Here is a 24,304-nt window from a genome sequence, read left to right as displayed (position 1 = left end):
ACGGCGCGGTGAAAGGGTATCTGCGTTATATGGAACATTTTGGATAACGAAACCGAGGAGTGAACCTGATGTCTTCACTGGATCCCGTACTGATGAGCCGGATCCTGACCGGCTTGACCCTGTTTGTGCATATTGTTCTGGCAACCATCGGCGTTGGGATTCCGATTATGTTGGCTCTGGCGGAATGGAGGGGGATTCGGACAGGGGACAACCATTATACGCTGCTTGCCCGGCGATGGGCGCGGGGATATGTGATTACGGTGGCCGTCGGCGTCGTGACAGGTACCGCCATCGGCCTGCAGCTCAGCTTGTTATGGCCCACCTTTATGCGCGTCGCTGGTAAAGCCATTGCGCTGCCGCTGTTCATGGAAACCTTTGCTTTTTTTGTGGAGGCGATCTTTTTAGGCATTTATCTTTATACATGGGATCGATTCAAAAATAAATGGACCCATTTGCTGCTGCTTATTCCCGTGGCGATCGGCTCCTCCGCGTCAGCGTTCTTTATCACGAGCATGAATGCGTTTATGAATCAGCCTCAGGGCTTCGAGCTGGTGGATGGGGTATTTACGAATGTGAATCCGTTCGTGGCCATGTTCAATCCGGCGACGCCGACCAAGGTGAGCCATGTACTGGCGTCAGCGTTTACGACCAGTGCCGCTGCGCTTGCCAGCATAGCCGCCTTCAGTATATTGCGGGGAAGCAAGCACATCTACTTTAAGAAAGCGCTGAAGCTCACCGTCGTGTCTACCTTTGTTTTTGCTGTGGCCACCGTGATGATTGGAGATTTCTCCGGCAAATTTCTGGCTAAATACCAGCCCGAGAAGCTGGCGGCGGCCGAGTGGCATTTTGAAACGATGAGGCAAGCCCCGCTCATTTACGGCGGCTTTCTGGATGAGAATAACGAGATTAAGTATGCATTGAAGATTCCGTACGCGCTAAGCATATTGGCGGGAAACAGTCCCAGCACGGAGGTCATTGGACTGAATGAGTTTCCGGAGAATGAGAGGCCGCCGATGTCGGTGCATTATTTTTTCGATCTAAAGGTGACCAGCGGCGCCGTGATCGTACTGATTCCGCTCCTGTATATGTTCCGAAAGAAACTTCCTGGCAAAAGGCCTTATCCAAAATGGCTGCTGCTTAGTATATTGGCTTTGGGGCCTCTATCGATGTCAGCCATATGGCTGGGCTGGTTCCTTGCCGAGATCGGAAGGCAGCCGTGGATTGTGCGGGGATACATGAAGGTATCGGATGCGGCAACCACTTCAACAAGCGTCGGCTGGATGCTGGTGCTGTTTATAATCCTGTATCTGGTGCTATCCGTATCCGCGATTCGCGTGTTAAGCCAATTGTTCCGGAATAAAAGCGCGGAAGAGGAAATCCGGCTGCTGGGACTCGAGATCGAAGGGGGAGACCGCAAATGAGCTATGCAATGGTGGCAATAACCGTGCTGTGGACATTTCTGTTTGGCTATTTGCTGGTGGCCTCGATTGATTTTGGTGCCGGATTTTTCAGCTATTACAGCGTGCTCACCGGACACGAGAACAAGATTCATAACATCATCCAGCGGTATTTATCTCCCGTCTGGGAAGTAACCAACGTATTCCTGATCTTTTTTGTGGTCGGACTTGTCGGATTTTTTCCGGATGCTGCGTATTATTATGGCACCGCCTTGCTTGTGCCGGGCAGCTTGGCCCTTGTGCTGCTGGCGATCCGCGGCGCTTACTACGCCTATCACACGTATGGCAGCCAGACCGGGAACAATATCGTGTATATGGGGCTCTACGGGGCCACGGGACTGCTCATCCCTGCAGCGTTGTCGACGATATTGGCCATCTCGGAAGGCGGCATTATCTATATGGACAACGGGAAGGTAGAGCTTCATTGGTATACGTTCTTCACGAATCCGTACACGTGGTCGGTCATCCTGCTTGCGCTTGTGAGCGTTCTGTACATCTCGGCGATGTTCCTGTCCTATTACGCGCATCGTGCGGGGGATGCGGTAGCGTTTGGCGTGGTCCGGGGTTATGCGCTGGGATGGAGCGCTCCGACGATCCTGACTTCGGTGTTCGCGTTTTTCCAGATTAACCATCAGAATCCGGTGCATTTTGGGCAGATGCTGGATATCGCATGGATGTTTATCGCGTCGTTCATCTGCTTTGTCATTGCGGTTTACCTCGTATGGAAGCGAATCCGGCTCGGCATCGCTTTTATTATGGTCATGCTCCAATTTGCCTTTGCTTGGTACGGGTATGGACGCTCGCATCTGCCGTATATTCTCTATGATTACATCCATATTCATGAGAGCATAACCAACGATACGATGGCGATCGCATTGATTACCGCATTTATCCTGGGTTTCTGCGTATTGCTTCCTTCCCTGATCCTGCTGCTGCGATTGTTTCTGTTCGATGCAAACTACATTCGCGGCAAATCCGCGAAGAAGGGGTGAGGCAAGTGGAGGACTTCGCCATTTTCATAGCACCGCTGCTCACCGTACTGGCTGCTGTAGCCTTTATGGCGATCTACGTCGTCAAGTATAAAGATCCATCGGATTGATTCTGGATAAAGGCAATTCCGGGTTGTTTCGCCACGAAACGTTCGGTGTAAAAAGAACAACAAGCGCAAAGTTGAGCGGAGAGGTCAATACGGGGTAAAATACAGGGTAATGGAAGGAGGAGGCTGCATGCCAAAAATTCGCTATAACAATATCGATAACGTCAGCACGGATAAAACACTTAAACAATTCAAGCAGTGGCGCGACGAACGTCGTCAGAAGAAGAAGGATTATTCTTACTGCATTCCGAACCTGACGCCGGATCTTCAGTATTTGCATAGCAACCGGCACGAAACCTCCGTTACCTGGATCGGGCACGCTACGTTCTTCATCCAATATGAAGGCTTGAACATCGTGACTGATCCCGTATGGGCGCGGAGAATGGGATTTAATAAGCGTCTTGGAGAACCTGGGCTTCCCATTCATGAGATCCCTCCGATCGATGTCATTCTGATCTCGCATTCCCATTATGACCATATGCATGTTGCCTCGATCCGTAAGCTGTACCGTGCGGACACCATGATCATTGTACCCGTTGGTCTGCGTCGCAAAATGATCAACAAAGGCTTTCGTCGCGTGATTGAACTGCAGTGGTGGGAATCCACGACCATCAAGGGCGTGAAATTCTCCTTCGTGCCGACACAGCATTGGACTCGGCGCACGCCGTTTGACACGAATACATCCCATTGGGGAGGGTTCGTGATGGAGCCTGTCCTGCAGGATGCGAAGGTGGATTCGGCTTCTTCCGATGAATCATCATGCAATAACGAACCTGTATCGGAGGATGGCACCCGCCTGCTTCCGCCGAATTTGTATTTTGCCGGAGACAGCGGTTATTTCGAGGGCTTTAAGCTGATCGGAGAACGCTTCAACATTCACCTTGCGCTGATGCCCATCGGGGCATATGAGCCGGAATGGTTCATGACGTCGCAGCACGTCAATCCGGAAGAGGCACTGCAGGCGTTCCAGGATGTGAAAGCCGAGACGATGATTCCGATGCATTACGGCACCTTCAAGCTGGCAGACGATACGGCCAGAGAAGCGCTGGATCGAATGGAAGCGGAACGTGAGCGGCTGGGGATCGCCAAGGAGCGAATTCGCGTATTAAAGTACGGAGAAACCTTTAAGGTTCAGCCTGAACGAAGAAGCGTGACATCATAACCGAAATGTGCAAGCGATTCGGATTACATGCACCATACACCATAGACTGCCAAAAGAGGCCCGAAAGGTTTTTCATAACCTTACGGGCCCATTTTCAGTTGCTTCTAAACGTTTAGCGTTTTGGCAGAATGCCGACCGCTCTTGCGGCAGCAGCGCTTTTCTCAGCGAACTGCACGGGATCGTCAATCGATTCCCAGTGGATATATTTGAATGGATTGCTCTGGAAAAGCCAATGGTTATGAATGGCGGTTACTTTTATGCCGCGCTTCAGCAGTTCCGCCGCAAACGGATTGATTTCTTTTTCCAGGATAACGGTTTCCCCCAGATTCAACGTGCGGCCACGGGAGTCTTTGGATTCAAAGGATAACGCGAAAGGCAGTGTCAAAGGAGAACGGCTGCGGCGTCCCAATATTTTCACGTTTAGCCTCCGCAGCGTGGAGACAACGCACACGCCATTGGTGACGCTTCCTGTGCCCCCAATGATCCGAGCCAGGCGATTGCAAAGCTTGTTGCCCATAATGGCCCCTCCTTTCATATCAGAATAATATAACGTATGAGAGGGGGACCTGATCCGACTGGTTTCTTTCATTAATAGAAAAGCCTCTTTTTCTATTAAACTAGAAAAAGAGGCCTCGATCGTCGGCATTCGTGTACTAGAGAAAAAGGTGCATGCAGGAGGTGATATTTGTTTAAAACCGTTTTATATCATCCAGAAGCTTCGATAACCGTCGTACTTATGCTATAATGTGCTGAAACCAATAGTGATAAAGGATGGTAATGCTTAATGATCAGTACAAGCGGCGTAACGCTCCGCTATGGCAAACGAGCACTATTTGAAGATGTCAATATAAAATTCACCCCGGGCAACTGCTACGGTCTCATCGGCGCCAACGGGGCGGGTAAGTCTACATTTCTGAAAATCCTCTCCGGTGAGATTGAACCGAACCAAGGCGAGGTTCATATGACACCGAATGAGCGGATGGCGGTTCTGAAGCAGAACCACTATGAATACGATCAGTATCCCGTCCTGGAGACGGTTATAATGGGTCATGCCCGGCTGTACAACATCATGAAAGAGAAGGATGCGCTGTATGCGAAATCCGATTTCTCCGAAGAAGACGGCATGCGTGCGGGTGAGCTGGAAGGCGAATTCGCAGAGCTGAACGGATGGGATGCAGAGCCGGATGCGGCAGCGCTCCTGATCGGTCTCGGCATTCCACGTGAGCTGCACGATAAGAAGATGTCTGAGCTGAGCGGTAACGAGAAGGTACGCGTTCTCTTGGCGCAGGCCTTGTTTGGCCGTCCGCATAACCTGCTGCTGGATGAGCCTACCAACCACTTGGACTTGGAATCGATTCAGTGGCTTGAGAACTTCCTTATGGATTATGAAGGCACCGTTATTGTGGTATCCCATGACCGTCACTTCCTGAACAAGGTGTGTACGCATATTGCGGATATCGATTTCGGTAAAATTCAGCTGTATGTCGGCAACTACGACTTCTGGTATGAATCCAGCAAGCTGGCGCTTGAACTTCAGCGGGATGCCAACAAGAAGAAGGAAGAGAAGATCAAGGAATTGCAGGCATTTATTCAGCGCTTCTCGGCGAATGCTTCCAAATCGAAGCAGGCGACTTCCCGTAAGAAACAGCTCGACAAAATTACGTTGGAGGATCTACGTCCTTCGAACCGTAAATATCCGTTTCTTCATTTCAAACCTGAACGCGAGGCGGGCAAGCAGCTGCTTACGATTGATGGCATCACCAAGTCGATGGATGGGGAAAAAGTGCTGGATAATGTCAGCTTTGTTGTAAACAAAGGCGACAAAATCGCATTTGTTGGACCGAACGGGATGCCGAAAACGACGCTGTTCCAGATCATAACCGGTGAAACCGAGGCGGATGCCGGTGAATACAGCTGGGGGGTAACAACAACCCAGGCGTATTTCCCAAAAGACAACTCTGCCTATTTTGACGGTGTTGATATCAACCTCGTGGAATGGCTGCGCCAATATTCCAAGGATCAAGATGAGACATTCTTGCGCGGATTCCTTGGCCGCATGCTGTTCTCGGGCGAGGAAGCGCTGAAGAAAGCAAGCGTACTGTCCGGGGGCGAGAAGGTTCGCTGCATGCTGGCCAAAATGATGCTGAACGGCGCGAACGTGCTGATCTTCGATGAGCCGACGAACCACTTGGATCTCGAATCCATTACGGCACTCAACAATGGTCTGATCGATTTCGACGGAACGATTCTGTTCACCTCGCATGACCATCAGTTCATTCAGACGATTGCCAACCGAATTATCGAGATTACGCCTAATGGCATCATCGACCGCAGTATGAGTTATGACGAGTATCTTGAGAGTGAAGAGATCAAGGGACTTCGGGATAGCATGTACCCGGTTGAAGCTTAAGAAAATAGGATATGGCGAAGGATGAGGGCGTGAGCTTTCACCTCGTCCGATCCATTAAAAAAATGCTGCACCTTCCAAGTATGGGAGGTGCAGCATTTTTTGCGTTAAGCACGATACTGGCTCTTCTACGAACCGCCGGTACGACGACGCTGGTTGTTTGGTTTTTTGTTGTTTTGGCTTTTCATTTTTTGCGCTGAACCGGCTTGGAATTGTCCGGGCTTATTCGCGGACGCATTCTGCTGTTTTTTCTGTTCCAGCTTTTGCCGGATTGCATCGGCTAAATTCACTTTACGTGATTCATTATTCTCGGGCATAGTATCACCCTCCTCTTCGTGTTCGCTTGTCCTCATTTTATTCGTTTTTAAATCGCCCGGCAAGGGTAACAATGATTAATACCATTTTCTACGTCCATGGTTCTTTGACCGAAGCAATTATGTTTCTCTAGACCCACACGAATGACCTTTGCTAGGATTAAATATGGATAATGATGGATATCGCTTGACGGCTGCGAAAGCCAAGCAAAGGAGAGACGTTATAAAGTGAATGCCTATGATAATATCAAACAAGGGGAACGCGGGGCCTGGATCAGCATTGCCGCCTACCTCGTGTTGTCCTCGTTTAAAATATTTTGTGGATACTTATTCGCATCCAGTGCTTTGCTTGCCGACGGTTTTAACAACCTGACGGACATCGTGGCATCGCTCGCCGTATTGATCGGATTGCGAATTTCCCAGAAACCGCCGGATTCCGATCATGCGTACGGACACTTAAGGGCGGAGACGATTGCGGCTTTGGTTGCTTCATTTATCATGGCGGTCGTTGGCATCCAAGTGCTGGTTGAAGCCGTTCGTTCATTTTTTGAAGGTTCCAAGGAAATTCCGAATTTATGGTCAGCCGCCGTAGCCGGCGTCTGTGCCGTTGCGATGCTTGGCGTATACCGGTACAATCGGAATCTCGCACGGCGAATCGATAACCAGGCACTTATGGCCGCAGCCAAGGATAATTTATCGGATGCACTCGTCAGTGTGGGGGCAGCTGTAGGTATTATTGGCGCACAATTCGGACTGCCCTGGCTGGATACCGTAGCGGCGGTAGCGGTCGGTGTCATTATTTGCAAAACGGCTTGGGATATATTCAGGGATTGCACCTATAGTCTGACGGACGGTTTTGATGAGAATCGTTTGTCGGACTTGCGTAGTACGATTGCCCGTACGCCCGGCGTCGAGGGGATTAAGGACATGAAGGCCCGAATTCACGGCAATCATGTGCTGGTGGATGTTGTCATCGAGGTGGACCCGGATATCACTGTTCTGGAGGGGCATCAGATCAGTGACCGTATCGAAGAACAGATGGAGAGGATTCACAATATTATGAGCGTCCATATTCACGTGGAGCCTAAGGAATCGTCCTAGGGAAATCGATCGGTACGAATACAAATGGCAGGCCAAGTTCATCTTGACCTGCCATTTAACCTGCAAGGAGACATGAAGGATCATGAAGTCCGGCAGTCATACCTGATTACTTTACATAAATCCAAGCTTTACCGAGCCATGTATAAACTTCAACCCATTCCCCGCCAAGCACGACACCCGTTCGATTACCGGTTGTGTCGATTTTTTGCGGAGCCAAGGCACCAAGCTTTTCGCCGTTTGGAGCGTTATAGAAGTAAGTTCTTTCCGCAATCTCGATCATAGGTGTAGGCACCAACACGACTTCTTCCGGTTTGATAATAGGGTCTGTCGTCGAGATTGGAGCCGGTCCTGAAGTTTCAGTTACCGTCCCTGAAGTTTCGGATACCGTCCCGTTAATCGGGTCTGCGCTTGCTACGGCGGTCAGAGACAGGGTGAGTGCTAGGGCTGCAGTAATGCTTAGAGTTTTTTTCATGGAATAATTCCTCCTTGGGACCGAAGTATGATTTTATCTCGCTATTTTAACACACTATCGTAATAACCACGATTTGGATGTTTTGAATCAAGAAAATTGGGTACATTTCGCAATTCGTGACAAGTTTTAAGGATTCCTATATACTTTGGAGATGGGAAAAGCCTTGTTGCCGCAGGGATATCCTATGGGAGGAGGGGCTTTGGATGGTACGTCGAAAAAAAAGAGCCGGACGTTTCCTGCTGGGTATATTTGTCCTTCTGCTTGTGATTGTCGGTGCGTTGGTCTGGTTTGTTTATCCTACGCAATCTCTGGATATGCGCTACCGCTCCGTTGATTTCAAGGACAAGTTGATGACCATGGTGTCAAATCGGGATACTCGCATGCTGCTGAGCACGGAAGAAGTCGGGGAACTCAGCAAGAAGAACATGGTAAAATATATGAGCACCCATGACCTGGGCGTCGATATTACAGGTGCCGATTTCGTGATGAATGGCACCACGATGACAGCCCATATGAATGGGCAATGGGGGATTCTTCCCTTTGGTGCAGTGCTGCGTTTTCAGATGTCTGCCGAGGGAAGCTATCTTCACCTGACGCATGAATCAACAACGATCCGGGGAGCCCAGATCCCTTTGAATATGTTCCAGCTGGAGCCGATACAAATTTCGCTCAAGGACTATTTACCGGATCTGGTAACTGTGAAAAATGTGAAGTTTCTGTCCGACGGCTTGGAATTGAACTTTACGATGGATTGGATGTCCATTCCGTCGCTGTTTAAGTAAAGCAAGGGAATCGGCTAAAGACTCAGACAAGGAAACCAAGTCTGGGTCTTTTTTGTGTTTTTCAAGAGAAAAGTCGTTATTTTCAGAAAAAAACTATGAAAAAAATATATATGTAAACATTGACACTATAATTATCCCCCACTATAATCAGTAAATGTTTAGAAATAAATGTTTTAGTACTAAAGTATATAGAGGCGAAGTAGGTTGGTCTCTATTGAAGAAGTGCTGGACCTTTTAAAGGAGTGTAAAAAATACATGTCCATGCGGAATGAAATTCTGGAGTTGGAGATGCTATTTAAGAAGATGGTTCGAACTGTGCACCATGAGTGGCAGAAGGAAGGGTTTCCTAAACTAGGCAGAACGCAGTATACCGCCTTGGAGATGCTTCACGAACAGGGAGCATTGAGATTGTCGGACTTGGCCGATTCCATTCATGTGACATGCGGGGCGGTTACGGGCATATCCGATAAATTGATCGAGGGCGGATTCGCGCGCCGAACAAGGGATACAGCCGACCGAAGGGTCATTCATTTGGAGATTACGCCGCTCGGGAGTAATCTGATCGAGCAGCTGGCCAATAAACGTGCCGAGTTAAGCGATTTGTTATATGGCTTTCTAACGGACGAAGAGGTTAAGCAGTTGAGTGTCCTGTACCGTAAAATTTTGACGAATGTTGAGCACATCCAAGGTCAGATGTCCACATAGAACAAACATGCTAAATGTATGATTTTACTTAGAAAGAGAGTGAAGGCTGCACATGAGTACCCATACCATTGCTCGCCCAGGCGAGCCTGTTAAGAAAGGACCTATCATTGCTGCACTTATGATTGGCGCTTTTGTCGCCATTCTTAACCAGACATTGATGAATGTTGCTCTGCCGAGCATCATGGAGAATTTGAACATTAAACCGACCGTAGCCCAGTGGCTGACCACTGGCTTTATGCTGGTGAACGGGGTCTTAATTCCCGTTACCGCTTATCTGATCGCGCGTTTCTCGACAAGGCAGCTGTTCATTAGTGCGATGACGCTGTTTACGATAGGCACCTTGCTGTGCGCGGTCAGCCCCAACTTCGCGTTACTGCTTACCGGACGCCTCGTTCAGGCTGCCGGTGCAGGTATTTTGATGCCGCTTATGACCGTTGTATTTCTGAACATATTCCCTATTGAGAATCGCGGGAAGGCGATGGGGATGATGGGGATTGCCATGATATTTGCTCCTGCCATCGGACCTACGCTTTCCGGATATATTGTGGAGCACTATGATTGGCGTGTCCTGTTCTACATGATCCTGCCTTTCTCGATCATTGCTACGCTAATCGGGGTATTCTTCCTGAAAAATGTGACCGAGGTCAGCCGGCCGAAGCTGGACATGATCGCCATCATTTTGTCCACCCTGGGCTTTGGCGGTTTGCTGTACGGCTTCAGTGATGCCGGGAATGACGGTTGGTCCAGCACGCCGGTTGTTACGACCCTAGCGGTCGGAGCGATTGCCCTTATCCTGTTTGTATGGCGGGAGATGAAGACCGACAATCCGATGCTGGAATTCCGGATATTCAAATACAATATGTTTACGTTGACCACGCTTATCAATGTCATTGTCACGATGGCGATGTATGCCGGCATGATTCTGCTTCCCATTTATCTGCAGCAGATTCGTGGATTCACGCCGGTGGAATCAGGCCTTCTTATGCTTCCCGGCGCTATTCTGATGGGGATCATGTCACCGATCACGGGGGCGATCTTCGATAAGGTAGGCGCAAGATGGCTGGCTGTTATCGGTCTGGCGATTACGGTCATTACGACGTGGGAGTTCAGTAATTTGACCGAAACCATGTCCTACAGCCACATGATGATCATCTATACGGCCCGGATGTTCGGGATGTCGATGCTCATGATGCCGATCCAAACGGCGGGGCTTAATCAGCTCCCACGGAGCTTGAACGCTCATGGTACGGCCATGTCCAATACACTGCGCATGGTTTCCGGCTCAATCGGAACGGCCATTCTAGTTACCGTCATGTCCACCCAGGCAGAGAGCAAAGGGGAAGCTCTGATGCAATCGGGGCTATTTGATCCGAAGAATCAGGCCGACCTGCTTAAGCTGGGGAATGAAGCAACCATTTATGGCATTAACTATGCCTTTGTTATTGCGACATGGATCAGCGTCGCTTCCTTCATCCTGGCTTTCTTTATCAAGAAGACCAAGCCGGCGGAAGAGCCGAAAACCGCAGGAAATCAGGAGGCTGCAGCAACGAACGTATAATCTGATCCGATTTTGCGCAGCGCAAAAAAGGGTGTCCTAACCGTTGATCAAACGGAGGACACCCTTTTTTTCATTTCCTATGTGTATATTCAATGCATGGGCTTTAGTATGCGACAGCGTCACATACTTCGTCTGCGTCCGGTAAAGAGAGAGATCACAAACAGGACAACGAAGATGAAGAACAGCACCTTCGCAATGCTGGCTGCAGCCTCAACGATGCCGAAGAAGCCAAAGATCCCTGCAATCAGTGCAACAACTAGAAAAATTACGGACCATTTTAACATCCTATTCACCCTGCTTTCTTCATCGATTTTATTGGACATAGGCATGTAGTCTCATGATGCTCCAAGAAGCGGCACATATCCAATTTGAAGCTCGGTAGGGAGCCGCTTAGCCGTTGCCAACAGCGCCCTTCGTAGTGTTCTTTAACCGGGTTGGCAGGGGATGAAACAAGCTGTAGGACAATGGCATTATTGGCAGGGATCTCTTTGTTTCGTGGACTGGGGGATAGGGTAACTATTGCGTATCCGAAACCAACATACTTGAAAGTGAGGGACAACGCATGCTAACCCAAATCAGTGTTGCCATTATTGCCGTAGCATTTGCGGTTCTGGTTTTCTTTTTAATCAAGACATTAAAGGCTGCGACACAATCGCTCGAAAAGGTAACCGAAACCCTTCAGGATGTTCAAAAGACGGTGGACGAATTGACTTATGAAGTGAAGCAGACCATCCGGAATACGAACGATATTACGGTGGACGTTCAGCATAAGATGAGACAGATCGATCCGGTACTGGATACCGTCAAGAATCTGGGAGAAGCTTTAAGCGAGGTCACCTATGCGGTGAAGCAGGTATCCTCCGGCATGGTTAGCCGCTTTAAGCAATCCCGGATGGAGCAGAAGAAAGAGCAGCCTGCCCGTATGGAAGTGCCTTTGACGGCTCAGGATCGTACGTTCCAGTCCTATGATGCGGTATATCAGAACACGGAAGCGCAAGAAAAGTCACGCGGTCGGAACTGGTTAACCTACGTGGATACAGCGGTTGGTCTGTGGAACAGCTTCCGTCGCCAAAAAGCCAGATAAACGTAAGAAAGCTAAACCCGGGTATAGCTCCGACAGCTGAAGAAAGGAGGAGGTCGCATGTGGAATGTCGCACTGTTGATGGTAGGGCTCTTGATTTACTCCGGAGGTGGGGGTGCTGTGGCAGAGCCGCAGCCTTCTGCCGGGATGTCGCCACCGCCTATAATTTATGCCGCTTCGGATGTTGGACAAGCACAAACCAGCGACAACTCTACGGAGAGCTATGGAACTTTAAACGGGATTTCGCTAACGGATAACAAGCACGATGTCATTCGGAAGCTGGGAACGCCGGCTCGAATTGAGTATGAAGAGCTGACCGGAATTACCAAGCTGGATTACAAAGATATGGAGATTGGGGTCCGCAACGGCTACACGGAATATGTTCGTGTGAAGCCCTCTGCCGTATCCTTTCAGGTTGAAGACCAGCGTATTGGTATGACAACCGATCAAATTAGGGCATCACTGGGTAAGCCGTATTTCAAAGCGGAGGACGGGGATGTGTACCTTGAGAACCATCAAGCGCTTAAGGTATTTATTGACCGGGACTCCGGCGAAATTGCAGGGATTGATTTATTTTTCGATTATAGCGACTGAATTTGTTTCAACCTTAAGAAATAAGGTTAATAACAAATGGACTATAACCTAAATCGAGGTTTTACACTATTAGGGGAGGTTTTCACAATGGAATTTACCAATACGAAGTCATATGCCAAAGTCGTTGAGAATGGTACACAAGCGGTTCAGGAGGTGCAGAACCTGCGGCAGTCCGGTTACGATCAGGATCGGATTTATGTATTGGCTCATGATTCGGATAAGACAAGCCGGATCGTGGATGCATCCGATGCGAATAACGTAGGCATCAAGGAAGAAGGCGTGTTTGACGCCTTTGCGAATTTGTTCCGGTCCCGCGGCGATGAGCTCCGCGCCAAAATCGTATCGCTTGGCTTCACGGAGGCCGAGGCTGGATTCTATGAGAAACAGCTGGATCTAGGCAAAGTACTTGTTATCGCTAAAAAAGATTGATGATATAGCAACGAAGTTCAGCTTTATGACAGCATCGATGGTAGGCGTTATAGGACTTAAAACATAGATAAGGAATGAGACCATAGACGTCTCATTCCTTATCTATGTTTTAAAAGAATGTTCCATATACCTAGTAAAAGTGGAAGATTCAAGATTTAGAACCTTTTTCTATGGCAATTGATTAGAGGACTATTATAGTATAATAGTAGGAAAAGGATTTCTATCGTATAATCCGAAACGTTAAGGGAGAGGGCAATGAGAATATTAATCGTAGATGACAATCCGACTAACGTCATTATTATCCGAGAAATCTTAAAGAAGGAAAATTACCAGAACACTCTATCTGCATCTTCAGCCCTGGAAATGCTGGAGCATTTGGGGATCGGCGATCGCAGCCAAGAACTCCATCCCCGGAGATCAGACATCGATCTGATCCTGCTTGATATGATGATGCCCGAGATGGATGGAATAGAAGCATGCCGTATAGTTCAGCAGTACGAGCATTTGAAAGATATACCGATCATTATGGTTACCGCCGTTGGGGATTCCAAGAAGCTGGCCGAAGCGCTGGATGCCGGTGCCGCCGATTACGTAACGAAACCGATCAACAAGGTAGAGCTGATGGCACGCATACGCCTGGCGCTCCGGTTGAAGCATGAGAAAGACTGGCATATTGAGAGAGAACAGCGGGTCCAGGCTGAATTGAAGCTTGCGGCCATGGTACAGAATGCCGTATTGAGCTTACCAATTGAAGATGATCAGCTTGAAATTCATGCGCTGTACCAGCCCTCGGCGGAGCTTGCGGGAGATTTGTACGCATGGTACCCGCTTGGTGATGGTCGTTATGGCGTGATTCTGCTGGATATGATGGGACACGGGATTACTTCGTCCCTATTTTGTATGTTCATCGCTTCGGTTCTGAAGGACACGGTGACGACTTATGTCGAACCGGAGAAGGTGGTTCAGGAATTGAACCGCAGGTTCAATCAGTTAAACCTCGGCGAACAGCTGATACAGTACTATTTTACAGCGATCTATCTTGTTGTGGATACCCGTTTAAAGCGGGTGGACTACGTCAACGCAGGGCATCCGCCGGCTCTCTTCTTTCAGGAGAGCGGGGATGTGATGACCCTGGATCAAGGCTGCTGCCCGGTGGGATTGTTTGACCGGATCGAAGACATGGAGCCAAGAAGCTTTCAATATGAAGGCGAAGGACATTTGGTTATGTATACGGACGGCCTGCTCGAACTGGTGGAGGGCGGTCATGACGAGAAGCTGGATTATCTGAAGGAGCATTTGGGAGGCCCTCATCATTGGAGAGAAGATGAGATGAAGAAGCAATATTTTGTGGATGATCCATCGCAGGAGCGAGAGGACGATAAATGCCTGGTTTGGATATCTCTTAAAAAAGGAGAGGAAACCAATCAATGAAGCTTAGGAGCAAGTTAGTCATTGGTTTTACGACTTTGCTGGCGCTCATGCTGGTTCTGACCTTGATTGGTTATGACCGAATCAGTTATATGAACGACCAATTGAACCAGATCTATCAGGATCGCTACCAAAAGGTACGAAACTCCAGCGCAATGCGCGGAGAAGTCAACGATATGGCACGAGAGCTTACGAACATGATCTTGAGCAATGACCAGTCTACGTTTGCTGTGTCCGAACAGGAACTGGAAACGATGACAGCACGAGCTCAAACGTATTTTCAAGCGATCAAAGAAAGTGCAAATGCTGCGGAAGAGCAGCAATTGTTAGTCCGGATTGAGCGTGCGGTGAATCAATATATCGTTTATCAAAATAAGACACTGGAGCTGCTGGCAAAGAGCAACGCAACGGAAGCTAACCTGCTCCGTAATTCGACCGGACAATCTGTCCAGGAAGAGATGCTGATGAGTTTGAACGAGCTTAGCAGCTACGAGAACCAGAAGATCAATGATGATATAACAGCAGCGACAGCAGCATATGACCGCTCTGTCCAAATGTTTATCTATCTCATGGCTGGCGGTTTGTTATTAGGAATGCTGGTCATTCTATGGATTCTTCCAAGCATTACCCGGGGCATCAACGTAGTCTCCATGATGTTGAAGAGCTTTGGAGAAGGCAGATTGAAGGCGATCCGTCGTATTAAAGTTACGTCCAAGGATGAGTTTGGCGATGTGGCCCGGGTATTTAAAGACCTGTCCGAAGATATTATCGAGAAGCAGCGCATCGAGGAAACCTATCTCCAGGCCCAGCGTGATCAGTCCTGGCTCAACTCGAATATGGCCAGAGTCACGGAGCTTTTGGAGGGGATCAATTCCTTGGAGGAAGTCGGTCAGCGGTTTATCAGCGAATTTACGCCGATTTTGGGTGCTCATTATGGAGCTATCTATATTCGTCAAGAAGACAAACATCCGAATAAGTTGGAGATGAAAGGTTCTTACGCCCATGAAGGCGGCGAAGAGCCGAAGATTTCCTTCATGATCGGGGAAGGGCTTGTAGGTCAAGCTGCGCTCGATAAGAAACCGATCGTACTGAAAAGCGCGCCGGAAGATTTCATGAATGTGGAATCCGCTTGGGGATCATCGAAGCCGGTATCCGTCGTGATCTATCCGATTCTGTTTGAGAATGAAGTGTTGGGTGTTGTTGAGTTGGCAGCCTTTGAAGAAACAACTTCACTGCAGGAGCAGCTTTTATCTCAGCTGAGTCAATCGCTTGGCATCATTCTGAACAATATTACAGGCCGTCTGCGGGTAGAGCAGCTGCTGCGCGAATCGCAGGCCATGACCGAAGAACTTCAGGTTCAATCGGAAGAGCTGCAGACCCAGCAAGAAGAGCTTCGCCGCACCAACGAAAATCTGGAGGAGCAAACCAATGCCCTCAAGCGTTCCGAGGACTTGCTGCAGCGCCAGCAGGAAGAGTTGGAGCATTACAATACCGAGCTTGTTGCCAAGACGCGTGCGCTTGAGGAACAGGTGCAGGAAGTGGAAGAGAAGAACGATGAGATCGAGAAGGCGAGAATGCAGCTTGAGCAGCAAGCGAAGCAGCTTTCCATTACAACGAAGTATAAGTCGGAATTCATGGCTAATATGTCTCACGAGCTGCGGACCCCGCTTAACAGTCTGCTGATTTTATCACAGCTGTTGTCGGAGAATAAGGATGGAAATCTGAGCAATAAACAGATTGAATATGCACAGACCATATACATGTCGGGCTCCGATCTGCTCAAAATGATCGATGAGATTCTAGATCTGTCCAAAGTGGATGCCGGGAAGATGGAGATCCATTATGAGGACGTTCAGCTTCCGGATATTGAAGCCTTCGTGGAGCAGAACTTTGCCGCCGTGGCATCACGCAAGCATATTGACCTGGGTGTGCATATCAGTGAAGATATTCCGCAGAGCATTGTCACGGACAGCCATCGCGTGAAGCAAATTCTTCGCAATCTGTTGTCGAATGCCTTCAAGTTTACCAATAGCGGCTCCGTCGAGCTGCATGTGGAAAAGGCCGACAAGGAGAAGCTTCCGCTTTACCTGAATGCCGAAGCGGATTATGTGGCCTTTGCTGTCAGAGATACCGGAATCGGTATCCCGGCGGATAAAACGGATCTGATCTTTGAAGCCTTCCAGCAGGTAGACGGCACAACCAGTCGTAAATACGGGGGAACCGGGCTTGGTTTATCTATCAGCCGCGAGCTTTCCCGTCTGCTGGGCGGGGGCATTCTGGTTGAATCGGAAGAAGGTAAGGGAAGCTGCTTTACGCTCTTCCTGCCATCCAGCCATCCGGATTTGGTAGAGAGTAATCAGGAAGCAGCTGCAGCAATTGAGGCACCAACGGAGAGTAATCTGATCGTACCGAAAGCGAAGATGATTTCAAAAGAGGTTCAGCCATCCATACAGGTGGATGACGATCGCGATCAGCTCGGACCGACAGATAAAGTCTTGCTTATCATTGAGGATGATGTGAAGTTTGCCAGAATTCTTCTGGATATGGCCAGAGGCCGCGGCTTCAAGGCCTTGGTTGCATTGCAGGGGGATATCGGTCTGGAGATGGCCAAGTCGTACAAACCGGATGCCATTATCCTAGATATCCAGCTTCCGGTTATTGACGGCTGGTCTGTCATGGGCGAACTGAAGAGCTCTGCGGTTACGCGCCACATTCCAGTGCATGTCATTTCCGTCGTGGATGAAGTGAAGCAAGGATTAATGATGGGTGCGATCGCTTACTTGAAGAAGCCGTCATCGAGAGAAGCGCTGGAGGACGCGTTTACGCATATCGAATCCTATGCGGAAAAATCGATGAAACATCTCCTGATTGTTGAGGATGACGACATTCAGCGGAATTCGATCATTGAATTGATTGGTCATGACGATGTATCGATTACGGCGGCATCCACAGGCGCCGAAGCGCTCAGTGAGCTTCGCAAACAGCGCTATGATTGCATGGTGCTTGATCTGATGCTAACGGACATGACAGGCTTTGAGCTGCTGGATCAGATCCGCGATGACGAGAACCTGGTGGATCTGCCGATCATTATTTATACAGGCAAGGATCTTGATTCGAAGGAAGAGATGCAGCTTCGCAAATATGCGGAGTCGATCATCATCAAAGACGTGAAATCGCCAGAGCGGCTTCTGGATGAAACGACGCTGTTCCTCCATCGGGTCGAGGCTGATTTGCCGGAAGATAAACGCAAAATCCTGCAGAAGCTGCACAATAAGGAAGAGCTGTTTGAAGGCAAGAAGATTCTGCTGGTGGACGATGATATCCGCAACGTGTTTGCTCTCTCCAGCGTGCTGGAGGGCTACAATATGGAAGTCACCTTTGCGGAAAACGGCAAGGAAGCCATTGAGCTGCTTCAGGATCATCCGGAATTTGATCTGGTGTTAATGGATATGATGATGCCGGAGATGGACGGATATGAGGCGATGCGACGTTTACGCGAAATGCCGGAATTCGAGAAACTGCCGATTATTGCCCTGACAGCCAAAGCCATGAAAGAGGATCGTGCAAAATGTATTGAAGCGGGAGCTTCCGATTATATGAAGAAACCGATACAAACGGAGCAACTTCTTTCGCTTATGAGGGTTTGGTTGTATTCGTAAGCCGCTTTTGTGGGTAAAGTACAAGTAGCAAATAAACACGGGGAAAGCGGTGCAAGCGTGATGTCATCTAGTGACCATATGGAATCAGAACAACTGTTGTTGACAGAGGAAAGCGAACGTGAGCTGGAACAGATCGAGATTGAGCTTCTTTTGGAAGGTATTCATCGATTCTATGGTTACGATTTTCGCAATTACGCCATTCCCTCATTGAGGCGGAGAATCTGGCATCATGTTCATGCCGAGGGCGTGTCCACCATATCAGCCCTACAGGATAAAGTGCTTCACGACCGTTCTTGTTTTGAGCGGCTTATATATAATCTATCGATTCCGGTTACGGAAATGTTCAGGGATCCGAAGCTATTCCTGACATTCAGGCAGTCTGTAGTTCCATTGCTTCGTACGTATCCTTATATACGGATTTGGCATGCAGGCTGTTCGACCGGAGAAGAAGTGTATTCCATGGCCATTTTGCTTCATGAAGAGGGATTGTATGAGAAGTCCCGGATTTATGCGACGGACATGAATTCGCGTTCGCTCCAGCAGGCCAAGGAAGGCGTATTCGACATCAAACGCATGAAGCAATATACCAAGAATTATATGGAGGCGGGCGGTACCCGCTCGTTCTCCGAATATTATACAGCGAAGTACAACTCGGTTATTTTCCAACCGTTTTTGAAGAAAAACATGATATTTGCCGAGCATAATCTGGCAACAGACCGTTCCTTTAACGAGTTTAATGTGATTTTTTGCCGGAATGTCATGATTTATTTTAATGATCAGCTGAGGGATCACGTACACGGATTATTTCACGAGAGTCTAAGCCATTTTGGTATTCTCGTACTGGGTTCTAAAGAGTCCATACACTTTACGAATTATAGTGAAGCTTATGAGACGCTGGACCGGGTGGAGAAAATATACCGGAAGATTAAATAGAGTTTTGTAGGAGGATCTCATGGGGTTTCACGAACCGATTCATATTCTGTTGGTAGATGACCGCCCTGAAAACTTACTTGCGCTCGAAGCTGTTCTGGACAGCGAACAATACACGCTAATTAAAGCTACTTCGGGGGAAGAGGCTTTAAGATATCTCTTGAAGTATGATTTTGCCGTGATTGTTCTTGATGTACAAATGCCCGGCATGGACGGTATCGAAACAGCAAGGCTGATCAAGGCGAGAGACAAGACGAAGGATATTCCGATTATATTCATTTCCGCGAACAGCAAGGACGCGGAGCATCTTTTTGCAGGATATTCCGCAGGAGCAATCGACTATATGGTTAAACCCTTTATCCCTCAAATCTTGAAATCCAAGATCGAGGGTTTTGTCGATATGTACCGGACCAATAACAGGCTGAAGATTCAGTCCATGCAATTGCATCAGAAGACCCAGGAGCTTGAAAAAATTAATCAAGAGCTTGTGCTGGCCAAGGAAGAAGCGGAGATTGCCGCCAAAGCCAAAACGGAATTTCTGGCGATGATGAGTCATGAGATCCGTACGCCGATGAATGGCGTCATCGGGATGATTGATTTGCTGATGGACAGCGATCTTCAGGATGAGCAGCGGGAATATGCAGCCATTATCCGAAACAGTGCGGATGCCTTGGTTAACATCATTAATGACATTCTGGATTTCTCCAAGATGGAATCAGGCAAAATGGAGCTGGAGGAATATCCGTTTGATCTCAAGTCCTGCGTTCAGGAAGTGTTTGGTTTGTTCTCCGGAGAAGCCTCCAAGAAGAATCTGGAGCTCACGTATTACATTGAGGATCAAATTCCTGCGATCGTATTCGGGGATATGGGACGCCTTCGTCAAGTATTGGTGAATCTGGTATCCAATGCCGTGAAGTTTACCAATGAGGGTGGTGTGTATTTGGTTGTCTCGCTTGCCCAAGCTGAAGAAGACCGATTAACCCTTGAATTCACGGTGAAGGATACGGGAATTGGTATCTCATCCGAAAAAATCGATCGCTTGTTCAAGCCGTTCTCTCAGTTGGATTCCTCAATGACAAGGCGGTACGGTGGAACAGGACTGGGGCTGGCAATCTGTAAATCGCTCGTACAGATGATGGGCGGAGAGATCGCGGTGGAGTCCAAGGAAGGCAAGGGAGCCACTTTCGTATTTACGATCTGCGTTCATACACATGAGGAAGAGCATCAACGACTCCGGGAAGAGGAGCGTTCGGCAAAATATCGTGTGCATGGGGAGAGGCAACCGAACATCCTGATTGTGGACGATCATCCGATTAATCGAAAACTGATGGACAGTATGCTGGAAAAGATGGGGATGAAAGCGGATATGGCGGAGGACGGCAGACAGGCAGTTGAGATGGTTGCAGGTCCTAAAGTCTACGACATGATCTTCATGGATTTGCAGATGCCTGTAATGGATGGTCTTGAGGCGGCGCGACTGATCCGCCAGATGAAGCCGGAAGCTGAGGCTCCCGTTCTGGTTGCGATGACGGCGAATGTGATGGACGGGATTCAGAAGCGCTGCTTTGACGCGGGTATGAATGAATATATCAGCAAGCCGGTAAAAATCAGCTGTGTGAAGCACCTGATATCCCGGTATGTACCGGTAGAACCGGAAGGATGGGATATGCCCGCAAGCCCTGTTCGCATCATCAACGGTTAGTACAGAAACCGATTTCCATATATTAGCGTGCCCATAACCCTCTTTAACCTGTTTCAACAAGCCAGATAACGGGTTATGTAAAGGGAAAACAAATGATTGGGAGAGAGTGTCTATGAATACAAAAACGAATGATAAGTTCAATGCTAAGACCCAGATGAACGAGGGCGTATGCACGGTATTTCTGAGCGGTGAACTTGATCTGTCCGTCGCTCCTGATTTTCGATTAGTGATGGAGCCTCTTGTCGGCAATTCCGAAGTAGACTTGATCGTCAACATGAAGGACATGACATATATTGATAGTACGGGTATTGGTATTCTTCTGTCGATACTGAAAGCCAGACATGGCATGGAAGCACGCTTTGCAGTCGAGGAAGTTCCGCCGCAAATTCAAAAGCTGTTCGATATGACGGGTATTGCGAAGTTCTTTCAGTCGTAAGAAGAATTCCCAATAGGAAAGGATCGAAAAGAATGAATTCAGATGTTCAAAGAGTAACGCTTAATTTGCCTGCCAGTGCTGAATACGTGGATATTGTAAGACTGAATCTGTATGGAATAGCTTCTAAGATGGGCTTTTCCTATGAAGAGATTGAAGATATGAAGGTTGCGGTGTCGGAGGCCTGTAATAACTCGGTCTTGTATGCTTATAGTCAGGAAGGCGGAATGGTAGAGGTTTTATTTCAAGTGACCAGCGATTCGCTATCCATCACGGTCCGAGACGAAGGGGAGAGTTTCGACAGTATGGGAGCGGTTGGCAACCGTACGCTTCATGATAAAGATCTCAGCGAGGTCCAAATCGGAGGACTAGGCTTCTACCTGATGGAGGCGCTTATGGATGAGGTAAGCGTGACAAACCAGGCTGGAAAGGGAACCGAGGTCACGCTGACGAAGCGTCTCGCAAGAAGCGAGGAGCCCGTATGAGTGATAAAGCGACTCCCCAAGAGTCCAGAGATGAAGCAGTTCATTTAATTGAACAATATCAGCAAACGAAAGATAACGATATCGCAACGGTGCTGATTAAGAAATATGAACCGATGGTCAAAATGGCGGCAGGCAAGATTGCCCGGAATCGGCCCGACCTGTACGAGGATTTGTATCAGGTTGGCCAAATGGCATTAATTCGTCTTCTGCAGCAATATGACATCAGCCTGGGGATTCCGTTTGAGCCCTATGCCATGAAAAGCATGATCGGTCATATGAAAAACTTTCTCCGCGATAAATCATGGTACATTCAAGTACCAAGGCGGATCAAGGAAAAGGGTGCCTTGGTTCAGCAGGCGATAGATGAATTAATGGTGAAGCTGGAGAGATCTCCCGATGTGAATGAGATCGCATCCTACTTGGATCTTTCCGTTGAGGAAACGGTCGAAGTGTTGGCCGGACGTGAATGCTATCATTATGTATCATTGGATTCCCCTTTATCCCAGGAAGAAACCGGAGCGACGCTTGGAGAGCTAATCAGTTCGGATGTGAATGATTTTGATTCCGTTGAGAAGCGCATGGATCTTCAGCAGGCGATGAGCCAGTTGAAGGAGCAAGAGCAGAAGGTGCTATTGCTGGCATTTCAGGAGGGACAGTCCCAGAGAGCTATCGCTCAGAGGTTAGGCGTGTCGCAAATGAGTGTCTCACGTATACAGAAGCGTGCAACGGAAAAACTGAAGCAGATCATGTCTAATTCTTCTTACTGATATGGACAAGCCTCGTAGTAACAGTAACAGACGTATAGCAACATAAGGCACGCTTCCTCATTACGGGAAAGCGTGCCTTTTTGAAACCTTGCGATTTGTATTTACAGAAGGGAGTGTCAGTAAAACATGCTGGGGCCGGATAGGATGGAAGGTCAGGATATTTATTCTTTTGCAGGGGGATGGAAGTGGTACGATGTTCGAACGGATAACTGGCAATCCTCCTGGATCGGTGAACTTCGGACACGCTATCCTTATACAGCCGAATGGTTCGATCAGGCGTCGACGTTAAAGGAACGAAACTACTTATCCGTCCGATTCAAGGATGGGGTGGAGCCGGTTATTATGGGAACCATGCTTTATAAGGTTACGGATGATGCCGATCATTACAAGTCGGAACAGTTCTATTTCTATACGGACGACCAAGTGCTGATCACCATCAATTTGGATGACCATACCCGAAGCGTGATGGCTAAGTCCGAAAGAGCTTCCATGCTTCATCAATGCCAAAAGCCCGTCGACGGCATGTTTGTGCTGGCTCGGACCATTTTGCATTATTACCATGCGGGAATGGATCAATTCGAGCATAACCTGCGTCTTGTCGAAAGTGATATGCGTACGCGCAACCGGAAGTCCTTAATGGACAGCATTCTAACGTCCCGGTTTGAGCTGTTGGAGTGGAGCAATTTGTTTATTCCTTTTCAGGAGCTGATCGCTGCAGCAAAAGAAGGGTATCATGGCGAGCTGGATAGCAGTCGCTCGTTTCAACAGCTCCTACATCGAGTGGAAAGAATGGAGAAGCTGATTCATCATTATGAGCGCGAAATCGATACGCTGGTTTCGATAGACGATGCAATCTCCGCGTTCCGCGGCAATGAAATTATGAAGACACTGACGATTTTTACGGTTGTGCTCACACCCGCAACCGTGGTCGGAGCCATCTGGGGGATGAACTTTGAAAATTTGCCCGCCATTAAGACGTTCTGGGGATTTACGGTAATCAGCGGTTTTACCCTACTGTGGACGGGAGGCATGTATCTTTGGATGCGTGCGAAGGGATGGACGGGAGACCTGCTTCAAGTAAAGTCCAGCAATAAAAATCTTTGAGGCATAATGGTGATCCATGAATGGCGGCAACAATGATCACAACGCCCGGTGACCTTTATAGGCACCGGGCGTTTGCATGCGTTAAAGATACACTAGGATCGGGATTGATCAATATATCCTTGCAAATCCGAGATGAAATCCCCGATCATCGGTACGTTGACAAAGAAGCTGAGAATGTAACCCAGAAGACCCAGCACAAGTGCCGTGCCAAGGGTTAAGCCAAGTCCCCTGGATAGTCCGGCTGTGAGGTTGGCAATGATGCGTTTCTTGGGATTCATGTAATTCTCGATCATGTCCTTCATTTCGGATTTCTCCAGTGTGGTGGCAATTTTGTCCAGACGGGTGTTTAGTTTCTTCACTTCGTGACGCAGTTCAAAGGGATGCTCCTGGATATCATCCGCTTCCCGGGAGCGTCTTTCCTTGCTTATTTCGGATTCCTTTCGTGGCTCATCGCGTTGTCTCGAACGATCGCCGCTCCGGGTCGAGAAGCTAGAGCGGCTATGATATGGGTTCGCTTTACTCATAAGATATCCCCGCTTTCCAGGCAGAAACGCCGTTTCATTTCACTTATCAATCCATATGATGCTTTACAAGCTGACTGGCACGATCTGGCACAAAAATAGCCAGCTGTGTCAGCT

The 24,304-nt window shown here is 48.5% G+C and carries 25 protein-coding genes; 20 read left to right on the top strand and 5 right to left on the bottom strand.

Annotated elements, in window-relative coordinates:
• Nucleotides 1-68 precede the first annotated feature (68 nt).
• From BJP58_RS15705 to BJP58_RS15695, 4 genes are all read left to right on the top strand, one after another.
• Nucleotides 69-1,421, top strand: coding sequence for a cytochrome ubiquinol oxidase subunit I (locus BJP58_RS15705; RefSeq protein ID WP_194544603.1), 1,353 nt, complete (start codon nucleotides 69-71; stop codon nucleotides 1,419-1,421).
• Complete coding sequence (locus tag BJP58_RS15700; protein WP_194544602.1) at nucleotides 1,418-2,449, top strand: cytochrome d ubiquinol oxidase subunit II; 1,032 nt, start codon at nucleotides 1,418-1,420, stop codon at nucleotides 2,447-2,449. Before BJP58_RS15705 ends, BJP58_RS15700 begins: the two co-directional genes overlap by 4 nt.
• 5 nt (nucleotides 2,450-2,454) lie before the next feature.
• Entirely contained in the window at nucleotides 2,455-2,556 is a 102-nt protein-coding gene (gene cydS / locus BJP58_RS34265) for a cytochrome bd oxidase small subunit CydS family protein (RefSeq protein ID WP_422759654.1), read from the top strand.
• 127 nt (nucleotides 2,557-2,683) lie between these two features.
• The gene (locus tag BJP58_RS15695) at nucleotides 2,684-3,715 is read left to right on the top strand and encodes an MBL fold metallo-hydrolase (RefSeq protein WP_194544601.1); all 1,032 of its coding nucleotides are present in this window, start codon (nucleotides 2,684-2,686) and stop codon (nucleotides 3,713-3,715) included.
• Nucleotides 3,716-3,827: 112 nt separating this feature from the next.
• On the opposite strand, the gene BJP58_RS15690 is transcribed toward BJP58_RS15695, so the two are convergent.
• Nucleotides 3,828-4,232, bottom strand: a complete 405-nt coding sequence (locus BJP58_RS15690; protein WP_233355086.1) for a DUF1259 domain-containing protein — start codon at nucleotides 4,230-4,232, stop codon at nucleotides 3,828-3,830.
• Between the two features lie 267 nt (nucleotides 4,233-4,499).
• On the opposite strand from BJP58_RS15690, the gene BJP58_RS15685 reads away from it, so the two are divergent.
• Nucleotides 4,500-6,125 carry an ABC-F family ATP-binding cassette domain-containing protein gene (locus BJP58_RS15685; RefSeq protein WP_194544600.1) on the top strand — a complete coding sequence of 542 codons (1,626 nt, stop codon included), beginning with the start codon at nucleotides 4,500-4,502 and terminating at the stop codon, nucleotides 6,123-6,125.
• 125 nt (nucleotides 6,126-6,250) lie between these two features.
• Here the strand turns inward: BJP58_RS15685 and BJP58_RS15680 are convergent, their stop codons facing one another.
• A complete protein-coding gene (locus BJP58_RS15680; protein ID WP_071219622.1) occupies nucleotides 6,251-6,439 on the bottom strand; it encodes a hypothetical protein in 189 nt (62 codons plus the stop codon).
• Nucleotides 6,440-6,664: 225 nt separating this feature from the next.
• On the opposite strand from BJP58_RS15680, the gene BJP58_RS15675 reads away from it, so the two are divergent.
• Complete coding sequence (locus BJP58_RS15675) at nucleotides 6,665-7,537, top strand: cation diffusion facilitator family transporter (RefSeq protein WP_194544599.1); 873 nt, start codon at nucleotides 6,665-6,667, stop codon at nucleotides 7,535-7,537.
• A 106-nt stretch (nucleotides 7,538-7,643) separates the two neighbouring features.
• On the opposite strand, the gene BJP58_RS15670 is transcribed toward BJP58_RS15675, so the two are convergent.
• Nucleotides 7,644-8,009, bottom strand: a complete 366-nt coding sequence (locus tag BJP58_RS15670; RefSeq protein WP_194544598.1) for a hypothetical protein — start codon at nucleotides 8,007-8,009, stop codon at nucleotides 7,644-7,646.
• 203 nt (nucleotides 8,010-8,212) lie between these two features.
• Between BJP58_RS15670 and BJP58_RS15665 the strand changes: the two genes are divergently transcribed.
• The 3 genes from BJP58_RS15665 (at nucleotide 8,213) to BJP58_RS15655 (ending at nucleotide 11,054) form a co-directional block, all read left to right on the top strand.
• Nucleotides 8,213-8,791, top strand: a complete 579-nt coding sequence (locus tag BJP58_RS15665; protein WP_194544597.1) for a hypothetical protein — start codon at nucleotides 8,213-8,215, stop codon at nucleotides 8,789-8,791.
• 255 nt (nucleotides 8,792-9,046) lie between these two features.
• Nucleotides 9,047-9,496 carry a MarR family transcriptional regulator gene (locus BJP58_RS15660; protein ID WP_194544596.1) on the top strand — a complete coding sequence of 150 codons (450 nt, stop codon included), beginning with the start codon at nucleotides 9,047-9,049 and terminating at the stop codon, nucleotides 9,494-9,496.
• 52 nt (nucleotides 9,497-9,548) lie between these two features.
• The gene (locus BJP58_RS15655; protein ID WP_194544595.1) at nucleotides 9,549-11,054 is read left to right on the top strand and encodes a DHA2 family efflux MFS transporter permease subunit; all 1,506 of its coding nucleotides are present in this window, start codon (nucleotides 9,549-9,551) and stop codon (nucleotides 11,052-11,054) included.
• A 119-nt stretch (nucleotides 11,055-11,173) separates the two neighbouring features.
• Here the strand turns inward: BJP58_RS15655 and BJP58_RS15650 are convergent, their stop codons facing one another.
• Nucleotides 11,174-11,338, bottom strand: a complete 165-nt coding sequence (locus tag BJP58_RS15650; RefSeq protein ID WP_006212708.1) for a DUF1328 domain-containing protein — start codon at nucleotides 11,336-11,338, stop codon at nucleotides 11,174-11,176.
• A gap of 278 nt (nucleotides 11,339-11,616) precedes the next feature.
• Between BJP58_RS15650 and BJP58_RS15645 the strand changes: the two genes are divergently transcribed.
• From BJP58_RS15645 to BJP58_RS15595, 11 genes are all read left to right on the top strand, one after another.
• Nucleotides 11,617-12,138 (top strand): DUF948 domain-containing protein, encoded by a 522-nt coding sequence (locus tag BJP58_RS15645; RefSeq protein ID WP_194544594.1) that lies wholly within the window; start codon nucleotides 11,617-11,619, stop codon nucleotides 12,136-12,138.
• A gap of 57 nt (nucleotides 12,139-12,195) precedes the next feature.
• Nucleotides 12,196-12,729 carry a hypothetical protein gene (locus tag BJP58_RS15640; protein ID WP_194544593.1) on the top strand — a complete coding sequence of 178 codons (534 nt, stop codon included), beginning with the start codon at nucleotides 12,196-12,198 and terminating at the stop codon, nucleotides 12,727-12,729.
• Nucleotides 12,730-12,816: 87 nt separating this feature from the next.
• Nucleotides 12,817-13,158, top strand: a complete 342-nt coding sequence (locus tag BJP58_RS15635; RefSeq protein WP_194544592.1) for a YflT domain-containing protein — start codon at nucleotides 12,817-12,819, stop codon at nucleotides 13,156-13,158.
• 255 nt (nucleotides 13,159-13,413) lie between these two features.
• Nucleotides 13,414-14,589 (top strand): PP2C family protein-serine/threonine phosphatase, encoded by a 1,176-nt coding sequence (locus BJP58_RS15630; protein ID WP_194544591.1) that lies wholly within the window; start codon nucleotides 13,414-13,416, stop codon nucleotides 14,587-14,589.
• On the top strand, nucleotides 14,586-18,245 hold the full coding sequence (locus BJP58_RS15625; protein WP_194544590.1) for a response regulator: 3,660 nt from the start codon (nucleotides 14,586-14,588) through the stop codon (nucleotides 18,243-18,245). Before BJP58_RS15630 ends, BJP58_RS15625 begins: the two co-directional genes overlap by 4 nt.
• 78 nt (nucleotides 18,246-18,323) lie before the next feature.
• A complete protein-coding gene (locus BJP58_RS15620) occupies nucleotides 18,324-19,178 on the top strand; it encodes a CheR family methyltransferase (protein WP_371860449.1) in 855 nt (284 codons plus the stop codon).
• Nucleotides 19,179-19,197: 19 nt separating this feature from the next.
• Nucleotides 19,198-20,877: a response regulator gene (locus BJP58_RS15615; protein ID WP_194544589.1), complete on the top strand. Its 1,680-nt coding sequence runs from the start codon at nucleotides 19,198-19,200 to the stop codon at nucleotides 20,875-20,877.
• A gap of 112 nt (nucleotides 20,878-20,989) precedes the next feature.
• Nucleotides 20,990-21,313: an STAS domain-containing protein gene (locus tag BJP58_RS15610; RefSeq protein ID WP_009594079.1), complete on the top strand. Its 324-nt coding sequence runs from the start codon at nucleotides 20,990-20,992 to the stop codon at nucleotides 21,311-21,313.
• A 32-nt stretch (nucleotides 21,314-21,345) separates the two neighbouring features.
• Nucleotides 21,346-21,795 (top strand): anti-sigma B factor RsbW, encoded by a 450-nt coding sequence (gene rsbW / locus BJP58_RS15605; protein WP_071219608.1) that lies wholly within the window; start codon nucleotides 21,346-21,348, stop codon nucleotides 21,793-21,795.
• The gene (locus tag BJP58_RS15600) at nucleotides 21,792-22,562 is read left to right on the top strand and encodes a sigma-70 family RNA polymerase sigma factor (RefSeq protein ID WP_009594120.1); all 771 of its coding nucleotides are present in this window, start codon (nucleotides 21,792-21,794) and stop codon (nucleotides 22,560-22,562) included. Before rsbW ends, BJP58_RS15600 begins: the two co-directional genes overlap by 4 nt.
• A gap of 126 nt (nucleotides 22,563-22,688) precedes the next feature.
• The gene (locus tag BJP58_RS15595) at nucleotides 22,689-23,666 is read left to right on the top strand and encodes a magnesium transporter CorA family protein (RefSeq protein WP_194544588.1); all 978 of its coding nucleotides are present in this window, start codon (nucleotides 22,689-22,691) and stop codon (nucleotides 23,664-23,666) included.
• A 92-nt stretch (nucleotides 23,667-23,758) separates the two neighbouring features.
• Here BJP58_RS15595 and BJP58_RS15590 read toward each other — a convergent pair whose 3' ends face one another.
• Entirely contained in the window at nucleotides 23,759-24,190 is a 432-nt protein-coding gene (locus BJP58_RS15590) for a DUF5665 domain-containing protein (protein WP_194544587.1), read from the bottom strand.
• Between the last annotated feature and the right edge of the window lie 114 nt (nucleotides 24,191-24,304).

Origin of the sequence: Paenibacillus sp. JZ16, assembly GCF_015326965.1 — a bacterium.
Taxonomy (GTDB): domain Bacteria; phylum Bacillota; class Bacilli; order Paenibacillales; family Paenibacillaceae; genus Paenibacillus_AQ.
Note: the sequence above shows the minus strand (reverse complement) of the source record. Positions and strands in the feature narration are given on the sequence as shown.